The sequence below is a fragment of the Enterobacter sp. IF2SW-B1 genome (assembly GCF_001743375.1).
Lineage (GTDB): Bacteria > Pseudomonadota > Gammaproteobacteria > Enterobacterales > Enterobacteriaceae > Enterobacter > Enterobacter bugandensis.
Genome location: NZ_MJAA01000009.1, coordinates 32671 through 49686, shown reverse-complemented (window position 1 = coordinate 49686; position 17016 = coordinate 32671). Strand labels below are relative to the sequence as shown.

At 55.1% G+C, this 17016-nt stretch carries 15 protein-coding genes; 6 read left to right on the top strand and 9 right to left on the bottom strand.

Going from position 1 to position 17016, the window contains the following annotated elements:
* Nucleotides 1-76: 76 nt before the first annotated feature.
* Nucleotides 77-1477 (top strand): H(+)/Cl(-) exchange transporter ClcA, encoded by a 1401-nt coding sequence (gene clcA / locus A6013_RS18175; protein ID WP_048961425.1) that lies wholly within the window; start codon nucleotides 77-79, stop codon nucleotides 1475-1477.
* Nucleotides 1478-1556: 79 nt separating this feature from the next.
* Nucleotides 1557-1901 (top strand): iron-sulfur cluster insertion protein ErpA, encoded by a 345-nt coding sequence (gene erpA, locus A6013_RS18170; protein ID WP_008501923.1) that lies wholly within the window; start codon nucleotides 1557-1559, stop codon nucleotides 1899-1901.
* 58 nt (nucleotides 1902-1959) lie between these two features.
* Here erpA and A6013_RS18165 read toward each other — a convergent pair whose 3' ends face one another.
* The 3 genes from A6013_RS18165 to mtnN are packed head-to-tail and all read right to left on the bottom strand — an operon-like array spanning nucleotide 1960 to nucleotide 4096.
* Nucleotides 1960-2583 carry a TRIC cation channel family protein gene (locus A6013_RS18165; RefSeq protein ID WP_008501922.1) on the bottom strand — a complete coding sequence of 208 codons (624 nt, stop codon included), beginning with the start codon at nucleotides 2581-2583 and terminating at the stop codon, nucleotides 1960-1962.
* 21 nt (nucleotides 2584-2604) lie between these two features.
* Nucleotides 2605-3405 (bottom strand): vitamin B12 ABC transporter substrate-binding protein BtuF, encoded by an 801-nt coding sequence (btuF, locus tag A6013_RS18160; protein ID WP_048961427.1) that lies wholly within the window; start codon nucleotides 3403-3405, stop codon nucleotides 2605-2607.
* Nucleotides 3398-4096 carry a 5'-methylthioadenosine/S-adenosylhomocysteine nucleosidase gene (gene mtnN / locus A6013_RS18155; protein WP_028015570.1) on the bottom strand — a complete coding sequence of 233 codons (699 nt, stop codon included), beginning with the start codon at nucleotides 4094-4096 and terminating at the stop codon, nucleotides 3398-3400. The genes btuF and mtnN overlap by 8 nt, the downstream gene beginning before the upstream one ends.
* Before the next feature lie 82 nt (nucleotides 4097-4178).
* On the opposite strand from mtnN, the gene dgt reads away from it, so the two are divergent.
* From dgt to A6013_RS18140, 3 genes are all read left to right on the top strand, one after another.
* Nucleotides 4179-5693: a dGTPase gene (gene dgt / locus A6013_RS18150; protein WP_069733532.1), complete on the top strand. Its 1515-nt coding sequence runs from the start codon at nucleotides 4179-4181 to the stop codon at nucleotides 5691-5693.
* 131 nt (nucleotides 5694-5824) lie between these two features.
* Nucleotides 5825-7261, top strand: a complete 1437-nt coding sequence (gene degP / locus A6013_RS18145; RefSeq protein WP_028015572.1) for a serine endoprotease DegP — start codon at nucleotides 5825-5827, stop codon at nucleotides 7259-7261.
* 146 nt (nucleotides 7262-7407) lie between these two features.
* Entirely contained in the window at nucleotides 7408-8565 is a 1158-nt protein-coding gene (locus A6013_RS18140; protein WP_069733531.1) for a CdaR family transcriptional regulator, read from the top strand.
* Nucleotides 8566-8657: 92 nt separating this feature from the next.
* Here A6013_RS18140 and A6013_RS18135 read toward each other — a convergent pair whose 3' ends face one another.
* From A6013_RS18135 to A6013_RS18125, 3 genes are all read right to left on the bottom strand, one after another.
* A complete protein-coding gene (locus A6013_RS18135; RefSeq protein ID WP_014168696.1) occupies nucleotides 8658-9044 on the bottom strand; it encodes a DUF3461 family protein in 387 nt (128 codons plus the stop codon).
* Nucleotides 9045-9257: 213 nt separating this feature from the next.
* The gene (locus A6013_RS18130; RefSeq protein ID WP_139128234.1) at nucleotides 9258-10940 is read right to left on the bottom strand and encodes a hypothetical protein; all 1683 of its coding nucleotides are present in this window, start codon (nucleotides 10938-10940) and stop codon (nucleotides 9258-9260) included.
* A 9-nt stretch (nucleotides 10941-10949) separates the two neighbouring features.
* A complete protein-coding gene (locus A6013_RS18125; protein WP_047363662.1) occupies nucleotides 10950-11486 on the bottom strand; it encodes a hypothetical protein in 537 nt (178 codons plus the stop codon).
* 251 nt (nucleotides 11487-11737) lie between these two features.
* Here A6013_RS18125 and A6013_RS18120 point away from each other — a divergent pair, with 251 nt between their 5' ends.
* On the top strand, nucleotides 11738-12370 hold the full coding sequence (locus tag A6013_RS18120; RefSeq protein WP_041911197.1) for a DNA-binding protein: 633 nt from the start codon (nucleotides 11738-11740) through the stop codon (nucleotides 12368-12370).
* On the opposite strand, the gene dapD is transcribed toward A6013_RS18120, so the two are convergent.
* From dapD to map, 3 genes are all read right to left on the bottom strand, one after another.
* Entirely contained in the window at nucleotides 12367-13191 is an 825-nt protein-coding gene (dapD, locus tag A6013_RS18115) for a 2,3,4,5-tetrahydropyridine-2,6-dicarboxylate N-succinyltransferase (RefSeq protein WP_008501915.1), read from the bottom strand. The genes A6013_RS18120 and dapD overlap by 4 nt on opposite strands.
* 32 nt (nucleotides 13192-13223) lie before the next feature.
* Nucleotides 13224-15899, bottom strand: coding sequence for a bifunctional uridylyltransferase/uridylyl-removing protein GlnD (gene glnD, locus A6013_RS18110; protein ID WP_008501914.1), 2676 nt, complete (start codon nucleotides 15897-15899; stop codon nucleotides 13224-13226).
* 62 nt (nucleotides 15900-15961) lie between these two features.
* Nucleotides 15962-16756, bottom strand: coding sequence for a type I methionyl aminopeptidase (gene map, locus A6013_RS18105; RefSeq protein WP_028015578.1), 795 nt, complete (start codon nucleotides 16754-16756; stop codon nucleotides 15962-15964).
* Between the last annotated feature and the right edge of the window lie 260 nt (nucleotides 16757-17016).

The following is a 17016-nucleotide window of genomic DNA, read 5'->3' as shown; positions in this document are numbered from 1 at the left end:
AGTATTTTTCAGGCGTCGCAGGGAAGGTCTCTGGTAAAATCTTCGCGGCTTTTTGTATGACGAATAAGAACAGGACATGAAATCAGATTCCCCGTCTTTCGAAGAACAACAGTTTACGCGCGTCCAGCACCGAATCAGCATTCGGCGGCTGCTCAATCGCGATAAAACGCCGCTGGCGATCCTGCTTGCTGCTGCCGTGGTGGGTACCCTTGCAGGGCTGGTTGGCGTGGCGTTTGAAAAAGCGGTTAATGCCGTACTCAACTGGCGAGTGGGTACCGTAGCCGGTTTTGCCGATCGCGAATGGCTGGTCTGGGTAGCGGCATTCGGCCTGTCTGCGCTGTTTGCCATGGTGGGGTATTTTCTGGTGCGTAAATTCGCCCCGGAGGCGGGCGGGTCTGGCATCCCGGAAATTGAAGGCGCGCTGGAGGAGCTGCGCCCGGTGCGCTGGTGGCGGGTGATCCCGGTTAAGTTTATTGGCGGCATGGGGACGCTGGGCGCAGGGATGGTGCTCGGCCGGGAAGGGCCAACGGTGCAGCTGGGGGGGAACGTCGGCCGCATGGTGGGCGATCTGTTCCGCATGCGCAGCGCCGAGGCGCGCCATACGCTGCTGGCTACCGGTGCAGCGGCGGGGCTTTCTGCGGCGTTTAACGCGCCGCTGGCCGGTATTTTGTTCATCATCGAAGAGATGCGCGCGCAGTTCCGCTACAACCTGATCTCCATTAAAGCGGTCTTTACCGGCGTCATTATGTCGAGCATCGTCTTTCGCATCTTTAATGGCGAAGGGGCGGTGATTGAAGTCGGTAAACTGACCAACGCACCGGTTAACACCCTGTGGCTATACCTGATCCTCGGCATGATTTTTGGTGTGGTGGGCCCGCTGTTTAACACCTTTATCTTACGCGCTCAGGATATGTTCCAGCGCGTTCACGGCGGCAATACCACGAAATGGGTGCTGATGGGCGGCCTGCTGGGCGGCATTTGTGGCGTGCTCGGCTTTATCGAACCGAATGCCGCGGGCGGCGGTTTCGGGCTGATTCCCATTGCCGCAGCCGGGAATTTCAGCGTGGGTTTGCTGCTGTTTATGTTTTTCTCCAGGGTCATTACGACGGTACTGTGCTTCTCCTCCGGCGCGCCCGGCGGGATTTTTGCCCCGATGCTGGCACTGGGAACGCTGCTCGGCACCGCGTTTGGTATGGCGGCTGAGGCAGGTTTCCCCGCTTACCACCTGGACGCCGGCACCTTTGCAGTGGCCGGGATGGGGGCGCTGCTGGCCGCGTCCCTGCGCGCGCCGTTAACCGGCATCGTGCTGGTGCTGGAGATGACGGATAATTACCAGCTCATTTTGCCAATGATCATTACCTGTCTCGGCGCGACACTATTAGCCCAATTCCTGGGTGGAAAACCGCTATACTCCACCATCCTCGCGCGTACCCTGGCAAAACAAGAGGCGGAGCGGGCCGCCACGCAGAATACTTGAATGAATTACCAGGGTATTAGATAATGACGAAAAGAATTGGGTGAATTTTACCCAATAGCAGTATTCATGGGAGCATAAGATGAGTGATGACGTAGCTGTGCCGCTGGAGTTTACCGAAGCAGCAGCCAATAAAGTGAAAACCCTGATTGCCGACGAAGACAATCCGGATCTGAAACTGCGTGTCTATATTACCGGTGGCGGCTGCAGCGGCTTCCAGTACGGTTTTACCTTTGACGATCAGGTGAACGACGGCGATATGACCATCGAGAAGCAAGGCGTCGCGCTGGTAGTTGACCCGATGAGCCTGCAGTATCTGGTGGGCGGTTCGGTGGATTACACCGAAGGTCTGGAAGGTTCGCGTTTTGTGGTGACCAACCCGAACGCAACAAGCACCTGCGGGTGTGGTTCTTCGTTCAGCATTTAAGCCTGAATGCGGATTGTAGGCCCGGTAAGCGAAGCGCCACCGGGCTTATAAACGACGCCTATCTTGAAGTTTCATCCAGCGCAAACGTCGGCAGCTTCAGGTGCCAGCGTATCGCCGCTAAACGTATCGCCAGCGTCACGATCATCCCCAGCATCGCGGCGTTTTCCAGCGGAATTGCAAAGGTGTAATACGCGGTCGCGTGGACAATGCCGCCCGCAATACAGGCCGTTGCGTAAATTTCAGTACGCAGGATCATCGGCACCTCACGCGCCAGAATGTCGCGAATGATGCCGCCGCCCACGCCGGTTAACACGCCCATGCAGATCGCCACCATCGGGCCGGTGCCCGCATTAAACGCCTTATTGACGCCAATACCGACAAACACGGCCAGACCGACGGCATCCAGCACCGGCAATATCCATTTGGGTAATCGGCGGGGCTGGCGAACCAGCACAATGGTCAACAGACAGGTGACCATCGCGACCACAAGATCGGTAGGATCTTTCACCCAAAACACCGGGCCATTCGCCAGCGCCATATCGCGGATTGTCCCGCCGCCAACGGCGGTCACCACGCCAAGCACCAGCACGCCAAACGGATCCATGCGTAGTTTTCCGGCGAGCAGGACGCCGGAGATAGCAAAAACGGCTGTACCAAGAATATCCAGCCAATAAACGAGCATCGTTAAATCCTCGAACAAATGTTAATGACCCTCTGCCAGGGCGGCACAGAGCTGTTTTGCGGCGAGGATAATACGCGGGCTGGCGCGTTCAAACCAGTCACCGTTGAGTGGGATCACCGGAATTTTTAGCTGGCTCTGCCAGAATTGTTTAATTTTAGGAATCTCGCTTGCATTTCCAACCACGACGATAGCCTGCGGCTGGCGCGCCAGGACCTGCTCACGGCTCACCTGAGGCCACGGTACCCGGCTGGCAGCAAAGATATTTTCACCGCCGCACACTTCCAGCACCTGGTTCTGAATTGAGCCTTTTCCGGTGGTAAACAGCGGCTGGCTGCCGAACTGCAGGAAGATGCGCTTTTTAACAGGCGTATCGTATTGGGCTTTCAGCGCGGCATAGTCGCTGAGCATCTGGTTCGCCGCACTCACGGCTTTTTGAGGCGCAGGGCTATAAGGGGCCAGGGCGCGCAGAGCCTGAGCGACCTGCTCAATACTTACCGCGTCAACCCACATGACCTTGATGCCAAGTGAGGTGAGCTGGTTAACCTGCCGCTCGGCGTTACCGCCGCGCCAGGCCAGCACGAGATCCGGCTTAAGCGCCACAATGCGCTCAAGATTCATCCCTTGCCAGGTTGCCACTTGTTCAATGCCGGCCGCCTGTGGGGGGTAATCTGAAAAGCTGCTGACGCCAACGGGGGTGATCCCGGCGGCAAACGCCAGTTCGGTGTTAGCGGGAGAGAGGGTAATCACACGCGGCGCGGCGAACAGCCACGCCGGTGCAAGCAGCAGCAGGGCGGCCAGCGCCCTGATAGACCGTTTAGCCACGCGCCAGGTTCTGCACCAGGCGTTCCACCATCACGGTGGACTGTTTTGCCGCAACGGCCAGGAACTCGTCGAAGCTGATGTGAGACTGCTGGTCTGCCACGTCAGAGATGGCGCGAACCACCACGAACGGTACGCTGAAATTGTGGCAAACGTGCGCAATCGCGGTCGCTTCCATCTCTACGGCAACCGCCTGCGGGAAGTTATGACGGATTTTCGCCAGACCGACCGAGCCATTGATGAACGCATCACCGCTGACAATCAGGCCGCGTACCGCGTTGAGATTGAGCTCAGCAATGCAGGCTTCAGCCGCCGCTATCAGTTTATCGTCAGCTTTAAACCCTGCCGGGCAGCCCGGAAGCTGGCCGTATTCGTAGCCGAACGCGGTGACGTCAGCATCGTGGTAACGCGCTTCGTCGGAGACAACGATATCGCCCACTTTCAGCGTCGGTGCCAGACCGCCTGCTGAGCCCGTGTTAATGATGACGTCCGGCTTGCAGCGCTCAAGCAGCAGGGTCGCACCCAGCGCAGCAGCCACTTTACCGATGCCTGATTTCAGCAGAGCCACCTCAACACCGTTCAACTGCCCGGTGTAGATCTCACAACCCCCGAGAGAGAGGGTCTGACGGTTCTCAATTTTGTCACGCAGGAGCGTAACTTCTTCTTCCATTGCACCAATAATGCCGATTTTCATAGATTTACTCGCGATGTGCCTTGTTAAGAGGCATAGTCTATCATGCGGTTAAGGGGAAACGCATTCTCACGCGGGGGAGCACATGTCACCAATCGATTTTCGTACCAAAATTAACTGGCACCGACGTTTCCGTTCGCCGCAGGGCGAAAAGAGCGAACATGAGATCCTGCGTATCTTCGAAAGCGATCGCGGCAGGATTATTAACTCGCCCGCCATCCGGCGTCTGCAGCAAAAGACCCAGGTATTCCCGCTGGAGCGTAACGCCGCGGTGCGCACGCGCTTAACTCACTCCATGGAAGTGCAGCAGGTCGGGCGTTATATTGCCAAAGAGATTTTAAGCCGCCTCAAAGAGCAGCGTTTACTGGAAACCTATGGCCTGGATGAGCTGACGGGGCCTTTCGAGAGCATCGTTGAGATGGCCTGCCTGATGCACGACATCGGCAACCCGCCTTTTGGCCACTTTGGCGAGGCGGCTATTAATGACTGGTTTAAACAACGGCTTTATCCGTCGGATGCGGCAAGCCAGCCACTCAGCGATGACCGCTGCATCGTGCGCGATTTATGCCTGCGTGAAGGCGAAGAAGGGCTGAACGATCTGCGCCGCAAAGTGCGCCAGGATCTCTGTCACTTTGAGGGCAACGCGCAGGGGATCCGGCTGGTGCACTCCCTGATGCGCATGAACCTGACCTGGGCGCAGGTTGGCTGCATTTTGAAATATACGCGTCCCGCGTGGTGGATGGGGGAGACGCCCGCATCTCACAGCTATTTAATGAAAAAACCGGGCTATTACCTTTCCGAAGAGGCCTATATAGAACGGCTGCGTAAAGAACTTTCCCTGACGCCAAACGGCCGATTCCCATTGACGTGGATTATGGAAGCCGCCGACGATATTTCCTATTGCGTGGCTGACCTGGAAGATGCCGTTGAGAAAAGAATATTCAGCGTCGAGGAGCTTTATCAGCATCTTTATGCGGCATGGGGAACCCATGAAAAAGGATCGCTGTTTGCGCAGGTTGTCGAAAATGCCTGGGAAAAATCGCGCTCAAATACGTTGAGCCGCAGTACGGAAGATCAGTTCTTTATGTATTTGCGGGTCAATACATTAAATAAACTGGTGCCGTATGCCGCCTCGCGCTTTATTGATAATTTGCCGCAAATCTTTAGCGGGGAATTCAATCATGCGCTGCTGGAAGATGACAGCAGTTTCAGCCAACTCCTTGAGCTTTATAAACATGTGGCGATGCGGCATGTGTTCAGCCATCCTGATGTCGAGCAGCTGGAACTGCAGGGATACCGTGTAATCAGCGGATTACTGGAAATTTATTCCCCGTTGCTTCAGCTCCCCGTCGAGGAGTTTAGCGAGCTGGTGGAAAAAGAACGCGTGCGGCGAATTCCTATCGAATCCCGGCTTTATCAAAAACTTTCTACCCGCCATCGGCTGGCGTATGTCGAAGCGATGGGTAAGCTGGATCGCCACGCTCTGGAATGGCCGGTGATGGAATATTATTATCGCTGCCGTCTAATCCAGGACTATATCAGCGGCATGACCGATTTGTATGCCTGGGATGAATACCGCAAGCTCATGGCAGTGGAATAATTCCGGAGTTTTGTAAAGAAGGCCAATAAATTTTTACCTTTTCCATAAACTTATGGCCGGAACTAAGCGGTATAAAATGAATCTGAGTTACACAGCAATTTTGCGTTACCTGTAAATCGAGATTGAGAAACATGAAAAAAACCACATTAGCAATGAGTGCACTGGCTCTGAGTTTAGGTTTAGCGCTGTCTCCTCTGACTGCTACTGCAGCTGAGACCGCGTCGTCGGCAGCAACCGCGCAGCAGATGCCAAGCCTGGCACCGATGCTCGAAAAAGTGATGCCATCGGTGGTGAGTATTAACGTTGAGGGCAGCACGACCGTCAATACGCCGCGCATGCCGCGTAACTTCCAGCAGTTCTTCGGTGACAATTCACCGTTCTGCCAGGACGGTTCGCCGTTCCAGAGTTCTCCGTTCTGTCAGGGCGGTGGCGCAGGGGATGACGGCCAGGGCGGCGGCCAGCAACAGAAATTCATGGCGCTTGGTTCCGGTGTGATTATTGATGCCGCAAAAGGCTACGTGGTCACCAACAACCACGTTGTGGATAACGCCAGCACCATTAAAGTTCAGCTGAGCGATGGTCGTAAATTCGATGCTAAAGTGGTGGGTAAAGATCCGCGCTCCGACATCGCGCTGATCCAGATTCAGGATCCGAAGAACCTGACGGCGATTAAAATTGCCGACTCCGATGCGCTGCGCGTGGGCGATTACACCGTCGCTATCGGTAACCCGTTCGGTCTGGGTGAAACCGTGACCTCGGGTATCGTCTCTGCGTTGGGCCGTAGTGGCCTGAATGCGGAAAACTATGAAAACTTCATCCAGACGGATGCGGCCATTAACCGTGGTAACTCCGGCGGTGCGCTGGTGAACCTGAACGGCGAGCTGATCGGTATCAACACCGCTATTCTGGCACCGGACGGCGGCAACATCGGGATCGGCTTTGCTATCCCGAGCAACATGGTGAAAAACCTGACTGCTCAGATGGTGCAGTACGGCCAGGTGAAACGCGGTGAGCTGGGTATTATGGGTACCGAGCTGAACTCCGAGCTGGCGAAAGCGATGAAGGTGGATGCGCAGCGCGGTGCGTTCGTCAGCCAGGTTATGCCGAACTCCTCTGCAGCGAAGGCGGGCATTAAAGCGGGTGATGTGATCACCTCTCTGAACGGTAAACCGATCAGTAGCTTTGCCGCCCTGCGTGCGGAAGTGGGCTCGATGCCAATTGGCAGCAAAGTGACCCTTGGCCTGCTGCGTGACGGCAAACCGGTTAACGTAAGCCTGGAGCTGCAGCAGAGCAGCCAGAATCAGGTGGACTCCAGCACCATCTTCAGCGGAATTGAAGGCGCAGAGATGAGTAACAAGGGCCAGGACAAAGGCGTGGTGGTGAACAACGTGAAAGCAAATTCACCTGCTGCCCGTATCGGCCTGAAAAAAGGCGATGTGATCATGGGAGCTAACCAGCAACCGGTGAAAAACATCGCTGAACTGCGCAAAATTCTCGACAGCAAACCGTCCGTGCTGGCGCTGAATATCCAGCGCGGTGACACCTCAATTTACCTGCTGATGCAGTAATTCTCTTAAGCCCCTGTACGCAGGGGCTTTCTCGTTTCTGTGACGCCTACCGCAACTCCATACTTCCCCCTCTCACTTTGTGCATTCGCACAATGCAGTCGCTGCTGAACTTCCCTATGCTTGAGCTCTGCTCACAGGAGGGTTACATGGCTGGCTGGCATCTTGATACCAAAATGGCGCAGGATATCGTGGCGCGCACCATGCGCATCATTGATACCAATATCAACGTAATGGATGCCCGCGGGCGCATTATTGGCAGCGGCGATCGCGAGCGTATTGGGGAATTGCACGAAGGAGCCCTGCTGGTGCTCTCTCAGGGCCGCGTGGTTGATATCGATGATGCGGTAGCAAAACACCTGCACGGCGTGCGTCAGGGGATCAACTTGCCGCTGCGTCTGGAAGGGGAAATTGTTGGCGTCATTGGCCTGACGGGCGAACCGGAATCCCTGCGTAAATACGGCGAGCTGGTCTGCATGACGGCGGAAATGATGCTGGAGCAGTCGCGCCTGATGCATCTGCTTGCCCAGGACAGTCGTTTACGTGAAGAGCTGGTGATGAACCTGATTCAGGCGGAAGAACATACGCCTGCACTCAGCGAATGGGCGCAGCGTCTGGGGATCGATCTGAACCAGCCGCGCGTGGTGGCGGTGATTGAGGTCGATAGCGGACAGCTTGGCGTAGACAGCGCGATGGCCGAGCTGCAGCAGCTGCAAAATGCGCTGGCGACGCCGGAGCGTGACAACCTGGTGGCGATCGTCTCGCTGACGGAAATGGTGGTACTCAAACCCGCGCTCAATGCGTTCGGCCGCTGGGATGCGGAAGATCATCGTCGTCGCGTGGAACTGCTGATTTCCCGTATGCAGGAGAACGGCCAGTTGCGTTTTCGCGTTGCCCTGGGCAATTACTTTACCGGGCCGGGCAGCATCGCCCGGTCCTGGCGTACCGCGCGCACCACCATGATGGTGGGCAAGCAGCGGATGCCGGAGAGCCGCAGTTATTTCTATCAGGATCTGATTCTGCCGGTGCTGCTCGACAGCCTGCGCGGCGGCTGGCAGGCCAATGAGCTGGCGCGGCCATTAGCGCGCCTGAAGGCGATGGACAACAATGGGTTGCTGCGCCGGACGCTGCAGGCGTGGTTTCGCCATAACGTGCAACCGCTGGCGACCTCAAAAGCGCTGTTTATTCACCGCAATACGCTTGAGTACCGGCTAAACCGGATCTCGGAGCTGACGGGGCTGGATTTGGGGAACTTTGACGACAGGCTGCTGCTCTATGTCGCGTTGCAGCTGGACGAACAGAGATGACTGAGTGCGGTCTGGTGCCCTCACCCCATCCCTCTCCCACGGGGAGAGGGCGCAAACACTAAAAACGGCAATCAGGGATTGCCGTTTTGCTTTTATTTCCGCGTTAATTTCTCAAGATCCGCTTCAATCTCGCTGATCTTGTTGGTGACAACGCTTTCAAGGTGACGCAGATCGTCGAGGATCTTACGCTTGAGATCGACTTCGGTGCGATCGCGCTGGCAAATCTGATCGAGTTCATCGATCACATAGCGCAGGTTAGGGCTGATTTCCTGCACCTCTTTGTACCCTTGTCCTACGCCGTCAGCGACGACGGTCTTACGCTGGCGTGGATATTTAAACTTCACGCTCTTGGCGAAAAACTCTCCTTTATCCTTGTGAAAATAGATTTTTAAAATGTCGTTGTTGGCTTCCTGGCGAAGGCTGTAACGATCGATTTCATCAGGATTGGTAATGCCCAGACTTTTCAGATTATCGTACATAGCGGTACCCTTATCTCAACATAACCTTTGAATAATTAATGAAAAAATTCCTTTTTGCCACCCTCATATACAAAAAAAGCGGGGTCGATCCTGATTACATTTCACTGAAATTACCGGGCAGGGAAGGTGCATTGCCCCCACTCGTTTATTGTTGTTTTTAACGACTACGTCAAGTGGAAATCAATTTAATACCAAAACCTGACGATCTGAGCGCTAGCGCAGTAAGGCGAGGGAGGCCAGCATTTCGCTTTCCGTGGTGGTAATTTCCTGTTCCAACAGTTCGTCGATCCGCTGTTTTTTGATTGCCTGATTGACGCCGAACAGATCGAGCTTATCCAGCAGGAACATCACCAGCGCCGTAATCACGGCGGTCAGGACCGATGAGAGTAAAATGGGAAGCGGTCCTGGTAGACCAAGGCTGCTGAGCCATGACTCAAGGCCAATAGCCGCAAAGACGGAAAGAGAACCTGCTACAAGCTTAAGAATGGCATCGCCTTTTTGGGCCATACTGCTGTGTTTATCCCTGAGGATCGGTGCCGTCTGCATCAGGACCTTAAAGCCTTCTTTTACCATCCGCATGATGTTTTTGAACACGCCAACGAAGCAGTTAACAATCCCTTCCAGCAGCATCGACACGAAATTTTTAATAAAACCGACGGCAACATCTTTTAATAAAACGACAGCGTTTTTGAGAATGTAATCTTTCATGCGACCAAGACGAATCGACAGAGCCTGCGAAAAATCGCTCGCACCTACGCCAGCTTCAATACCGTGCGTTAAACAGCTGCGCAGCTCATAGTAAAGAGGCTTGATAATGAAGAGAATGAGATCGCCCAGCGACTGATGACCTGATGCCTGGGCCGCATCTTTCGCCAGAACTTTTTGGACGTCGCGATCCTTGCGGATATTATCAAATACGGTTTCATTGGTTTTGGTATCCATCGTTTGCTGCGCGATGTCCATTTTCTCGACCATCACCTGCCGCGTTTTGATTTCCTCTTCTGTCAGCGGATGTGCGACATCTTTTTTCCCTTTTTTGACAACTACAAAGCCCTGATCGATCTCCTGCTGGAGTTCTTCGCGGGTTTTAGCGAACTTACCGGTTTTCTCGCCACGGTTGTTTTGCATGCTGGTAACAGCATAATTTTCGTCAATATTGAGAATATTTTTGATGTCATCAAGCTTCAGAGCCTTGTTGCTTTTGAGGTTGTTGCATACTTCGGCGCAGGAGACGACATGATCGACTTCGGCAGCCTGCTTCTGCTCTCCCTCGCTTTTCGCATGTTTTTTGTACTGGTAGATCGTGCCGTTACCATATTCATCCTCAGCGCGCAGATTACCGGAGAAATGGTTCTCTTTACGGGCCTTCATTTTTGCACCATCGCGCATGTTCAGAGAGTCGTTGTTGCGTGTCATTTCGCCGCCGTTAAACGACGATTGTTCAGAAAAACGGTCAATGTTTTGACGCTCGTTCAAGTGCTCGCTGTAGCTATCCAGCATAAAGGCATTTCTTTCGGGCGCTTCGTAACTGAACGCCCGGCACTCCTGGTACAGGCGGGACGGGGTAACACCTTGTCGGGTGCCGATATTGCAGGCGCGCATTGTGCCGTCGAGCAGGCTGAGAAACACGGGTTCGAGGATATTGTCGATGGCGCTGCCCGTTGAGATTACGTTCAGGCGGGCCATAACGTCGTCGTTGCTGACCGTCAGGTTGGCCCCCATGATCGCTTCGCGGTAAATGCTGCCGGTATCGCACCCCTTTATAAATGCAGCATCGACTTCTCCGGTCAGATGAGCTTTGATGGCGGACGCCGTCGCCACGGATTTTAGCGCAGGGGCATTCCGCACCTGTTGCAGCTTTTTCATTCTGGCGAGATGTGCATTAAGATTTGTCATCCGTCGTCCTCAGGCCGCAACCAGTAAGTTCCAGGAGGCCATAAAATCACTTTCGCTTTGTGTTCTTAGCTCATCCTGACTTGCCATCATGCCAACAATGAGGCTAAACCTCTCCAGGCTTTTCGCATCGTTAAGCTGATATTCATTTATAAGTGACCAAACCGTTGGCAGATTGGGCGGTGTTTCGACCATCTCGACGATCTTCTGCTGAACGGCTTGAGGTAACTTTTCCCGCGGAACAAGACCAGACACTGCATCATCCAGCAGGGCAATATTTTCCGCTGGGGTCTTGCCATTAGCCTTGATGCAGCATGTCCCCAGCGCATACGCCGCGAGGATAAAGTCATCCCGTTTACTGATATCGCGCATCTTGTCCGCCAGTTCAGTCTGGAGTTTTTTGATCTTTTCGGCATATTCAGCTTTTGCGATCTGCTGCCCTTCAGCAATCCCTTCGTCTTTGCCGTTATTTTTTCCCCATAAATACGTCCCGGCCAGAGTGACCAGACCTGCGATCCCCGCACCAATTATTTTGCCGTAATGACTCATTGCACGATTCCCGTTTATTGTCCGCAAGGCCAGATTATTATTTGCTGTTCACGAATAATATCGTTAATCCTGTTTTTCAACAAACCTATGTTTTAAAAGAAAAAATTTGCATTAAGTAACGAGGTGAACTTGCTTGTAAAGAGATTCATCATTGTTACTTCAGCTGAGAAAAGGCGAGCGAGACGGGTATTCAAAAGCGGGGAAATGAGGCAAAGTTATCGCACGAAAGCGTAGCCCGCGGGGATAATGACATGTCAGGACGCATTGATTATCAGATCGAAAAATACAGCTTTGGCGCCGCAGATGAGAGCCCAAGGCTCACGCACCAGTGGGCAGAAGTTGCCGCAGAGTGCCGCCAGCTAAAAGCGGGTGCGGAAGAGCGTTTACGTATTGCCTTACTGAACGTGGATTATGTCACCAGCTTCGAACTGCCGTTCCGACTGGTGCTGACCCGCGCCCCTCAGCTTATCGCCGGGCTGCGCGATGAGTTTCAGCTAAGCCAGAAGAACGTCATCTTTAACGGCAAGCGCTTTGGCTGCGTCTACAGCCTGAAAGCCGATCTCAATGCGATTCCTGAGGCTTTTCAGTACCGCATGAGCACCCGCATTCGGCGGATCGATCCCACCGGGCTTACTGCAGAGCCCTTCCGGCAGATCGCCAAAGAGGTAAAAGCGCCGCGTGAGCGACTGAAGCTGGCGCTGGAGTCGGGTCTGGCCGTGACGGCTCTCGACGGGCTTTTCTGGCTGGGGAGCCAGCGTATGGCGGCGGATATCGCAGGGTTGAGAAAAAAGGGAATGGCAATCGCCACTGCGGAAACGGACGTTTTTGATGATTATACCGGGACGCACAGGCGCGTCCCGGTTTATCAACGCGTCGGGGATTAGTCGATGGTGCGCAGCAGTTCGTTGATGCCCACTTTACCGCGGGTTTTCGCATCCACTTTCTTCACGATAACGGCACAGTACAGGCTGTATTTACCGTCTTTTGACGGCAGGTTACCGGAAACGACCACTGAGCCCGCCGGAACGCGACCGTAGTGCACTTCGCCGGTTTCGCGATCGTAAATACGGGTGCTCTGACCGATGTAAACGCCCATGGAGATCACAGAGCCTTCTTCCACGATCACGCCTTCAACCACTTCTGAACGCGCGCCGATGAAGCAGTTGTCTTCGATGATGGTTGGGTTAGCCTGCAGTGGCTCCAGAACGCCACCGATGCCAACGCCGCCGGACAGGTGAACGTTTTTACCGATCTGCGCGCAGGAACCGACGGTTGCCCAGGTATCGACCATGGTGCCTTCGTCAACGTACGCACCGATGTTCACATAGGATGGCATCAGCACGGTGTTACGTGCGATGAATGCGCCCTGACGAACTGCCGCTGGTGGGACTACGCGGAAGCCTTCTTTCTGGAAACGCGCTTCGTCGTAATCCGCGAATTTCATTGGCACTTTATCGAAGTAGCGGCTTTCTGCTCCGTCGATAACCTGGTTATCGTTGATGCGGAAAGAGAGCAGCACGGCCTTCTTCAGCCATTGATGAGTGACCCACTGACCGTCGATTTTTTCTGCCACGCGCAGGGCGCCGGAATCCAGCAGGGAAATAACCTGGTTTACCGCTTCACGGGTAACGGTATCCACATTTGCCGGAGTGATCTCGGCGCGACGCTCAAAAGCGGACTCAATAACGTTCTGTAACTGCTGCATTGTTTACTCTTTCCATTTCACTAAAAAACACGTCACCCTTTATCGTTTGGATTGAGGGCTGCTGTCAACCGTTGTTGCACTTCAAGCTGCAGGTCATTATTAAGGGCACGCCGGTCGGCGGTGGCGATTATAAATAAATCTTCTACTCGCTCGCCAATGGTTGTAATTCGGGCCCCATGAAGCGAAATTCCCAGATCGGCAAAAACTTGGCCGACGCGAGCAAGCAGCCCTGGCTGGTCGAGCGCGATCAGCTCCAGGAACGATTTACGGTCGGTGTGGGTCGGCAGGAAGTTGACCTCGGTATCGACGGTAAAGTGGCGTAACTTAGCCGGCTGACGGCGCGGCTGCGGTGGCTGCCAGCTGCGCTGCGTGATCGCCTGCTCCAGACCGAAGCGTATCCCTTCATGCCTGTCCGAGGACAGCGGGCTGCCGTCCGGCTCCAGCACAATAAAGGTATCCATCGCCATGCCGTCGCGGGTGGTAAAAATCTGCGCGTCGTGAACGCTCAGGTTACGCCTGTCCAGCTCGGCGCAGACGGCAGCAAACAGATAAGGCCGGTCCGGGCTCCAGATGAATATCTCCGTTCCGCCGCGCGTGGCCTGCGGGCTCAGCAGGATCATCGGTTGAGACAGATCGTGCTTCAGCAGGTGCCGCGCGTGCCAGGCAAGCTGGTTTGGGCTGTGGCGCACAAAATAGTTGGCACGGCAGCGGGCCCAAATCTGATGCAGCGCTTCTTCATCAATGTTATCCATCCGCAGCAGCGCCAGCGCCTGCAGCTGGTGATGACGCACGCGCTCGCGCATGTCCGGGGTGTTTTGCATCCCGCGTCGCAGCTGTTTTTCGGTGGCGAAGTACAGCTCGCGCAGCAGGCTCTGCTTCCAGCTGTTCCACAGGGTCTCGTTGGTGGCGCAAATATCGGCCACCGTCAGGCAGACCAGATAGCGCAGACGGTTTTCCGTTTGAACTTCTTCGGCGAACTGCTTAATAACCTCAGGGTCCTGAATATCGCGACGCTGGGCGGTGACCGACATCAGCAGGTGATGGCGCACCAGCCAGGCGACCAGCTGCGTTTCGCGCGAATTGAGACCGTGCAGTTCGGCAAATTTCAGCACGTCCTGCGCGCCCAGCACCGAGTGATCGCCGCCGCGGCCCTTAGCGATGTCGTGGAACAGGGCGGCAATCAGGATCAGTTCCGGATGGGTCAGGCGCGGCCACAGCTCCACGCACAGCGGGTGGCGGGAGCGCGTCTCTTCTTTGGCAAAGCTTTCCAGCTTGAGCATCACGCGGATGGTGTGTTCATCCACCGTGTAGGCGTGGAACAGATCGAACTGCATCTGCCCAACGATGTGCGACCACTGCGGCATATAGGCCCACAGCACGCTGTGACGGTGCATCGGCAGCAGCCCGCGGCTGACGGCACCCGGATGGCGGAGCATGCTCAGGAACAGCGAGCGCGCTTCCGGGATGTAACACAAAGGCTGCGTCAGATGGCGGCGCGCGTGGCGCAGATGGCGCAGGGTGGTGGAGTAGATCCCGGTGATGGTGCTGTTGCGCACCATGGTGTAGAACATCCGCAGGATCGCTTCCGGCTCACGGATAAACAGCGTTTCGTCGCGCAGATCGATAAGCGTGCCGCGCAGCTGGAATTCATCGTCAATCGGGCGCGGCTTTTCGTCGGCAGTCAGGGCCAGAATGGCCTCGTCGAACAGCTGCAACAGCATCTGGTTCAGCTCGGTGACCCGGCGGGTGACGCGGAAGAAATCCTTCATCATCTGCTCAACCGGCTCGTTGCCTTCGCCCTGATAGTTCAGCCGCTGCGCTACGCTGAGCTGACGGTCAAACAGCAGGCGGTTATCGTAGCGGGTAACTTCCAGATGCAGGGCAAAACGGATGCGCCACAGCAGGTGCAGACACTCGTTTAGCTCGTTACGCTCGGCCTCGGTCAGGAATCCAAAGCCGACCATCTCGTCCATCGAGGTGGCGCCAAAGTGGCGACGGGCGACCCACTGTAACGTGTGGATGTCGCGCAGGCCGCCGGGGCTGCTTTTAATATCGGGTTCAAGATTATAGCTGGTGCCGTGGTAGCGCTGGTGGCGCTGGTTTTGTTCCTCGACCTTGGCGGCGAAGAATTTCTCAGATGGCCAGAAGCCGTCGCTGAAAATATGCTTTTGCAGCTCCAGGAACAGCGCGACATCGCCAATCAGCAGGCGAGTTTCAATCAGGTTGGTGGCGACGGTCAGGTCCGATAGGCCCTCCAGCAGGCACTCTTCCAGGGTGCGCACGCTGTGGCCCACTTCAAGCTTGACGTCCCACAGCAGAGTCAGCAGCTCGCCTATTTTCTGCGCCTGTTCGTCCGGCAGCTTTTTGCGGCTCAGGATCAGCAGGTCGATATCGGAAAGCGGATGCAGCTCCCCGCGGCCATAGCCCCCGACGGCAACCAGCGCGACGTCGCTCACCTGCCCGAAACCGTAGTCGATCCACAGACGCTGCAGGAGCTGGTCGATAAATTCGGTGCGCGCTTCGATGAGCTGCTCGGCAGAGACGCCCGCGTCGAACGCGCTGCCCAGCCAGCGGTGGAAAACATCCATATGGGCTTTTATGTGCGCGCAGGTCAGCTCGTGCGGCGGCCAGACGCCCGGGTTATCGGGCTGGTCGGGGAGGGTGGGAAGTGCTGTGTTAGCATACTGTTCGGGTAATAGATTACTCATCGTGCGCCACCCATAAGAAAAAGCTATCGCCATTAAAAAAGCCGGCGTTTGCCGGCTTCTTATCACTCAATGTTCGTCAGTATCGCCGGGATGGTGTCATCCTTGCGCAACGTCATAATTTCGCAGCCGTTGTCCGTTACCACAATAGTATGCTCGTACTGGGCAGACAAGCTTCTGTCTTTGGTTTTCACCGTCCAGCCGTCTTTCATAGTGCGGATGCGGTAGTCACCCGCGTTGACCATTGGCTCAATGGTAAAGGTCATCCCTTTTTGCAGCACCACGCCGCCGTCATCGGCATCATAGTGCAGAACCTGCGGCTCTTCATGGAAGACGCGGCCAATGCCGTGACCGCAGTATTCGCGCACCACGGAGAAACCTTCCGCTTCCACGAATTTCTGAATTGCGGCACCGAGAGTGCGCAGGCGGATGCCCGGCTTAACCATTTTCAGCGCCAGGTACAGGCTCTCTTGCGTCACTTTGCACAGACGCTCGCCCAGAATCGTTGGTTTACCAACGATGAACATCTTCGATGTGTCACCGTGGTACTCGTCTTTAATGACGGTCACGTCGATGTTGACGATATCGCCATCTTTCAGCAGTTTTTCGTCGTCCGGAATACCGTGGCAAACCACTTCATTAATAGAGATGCAGACGGATTTCGGGAAACCGTGGTAGCCGAGACAGGCGGAAACCGCGTGCTGCTCGTTAACAATATAGTCATTACAGATGCGATCCAGTTCGCCGGTGCTGACGCCCGGCTTTACGAACGGCTCGATCATTTCCAGCACTTCCGCGGCCAGACGACCGGCGACGCGCATCTTTTCAATTTCTTCAGGTGTCTTAATAGAGATAGCCATGTAATCTGTCCATCGATGTCGATTTTTTCGACAATACTAGTCTAAGTGTCGTCAATGGTATCAGTCAGGCACGCCCCGTGCCAAATTGAGAATCATTAACAGCACACTCCGCCAACAACTGTTGGTTTCTGGTCGTGTTTTGTGGTATAAAGCGCGCCGGACTTCCGATCCATCTCAGATACACAGGCTGGACGGAAGCGACAAATCTCACTTTGTGTAACAACACACACGTATCGGCACATATTCCGGGGTGCCCTTCG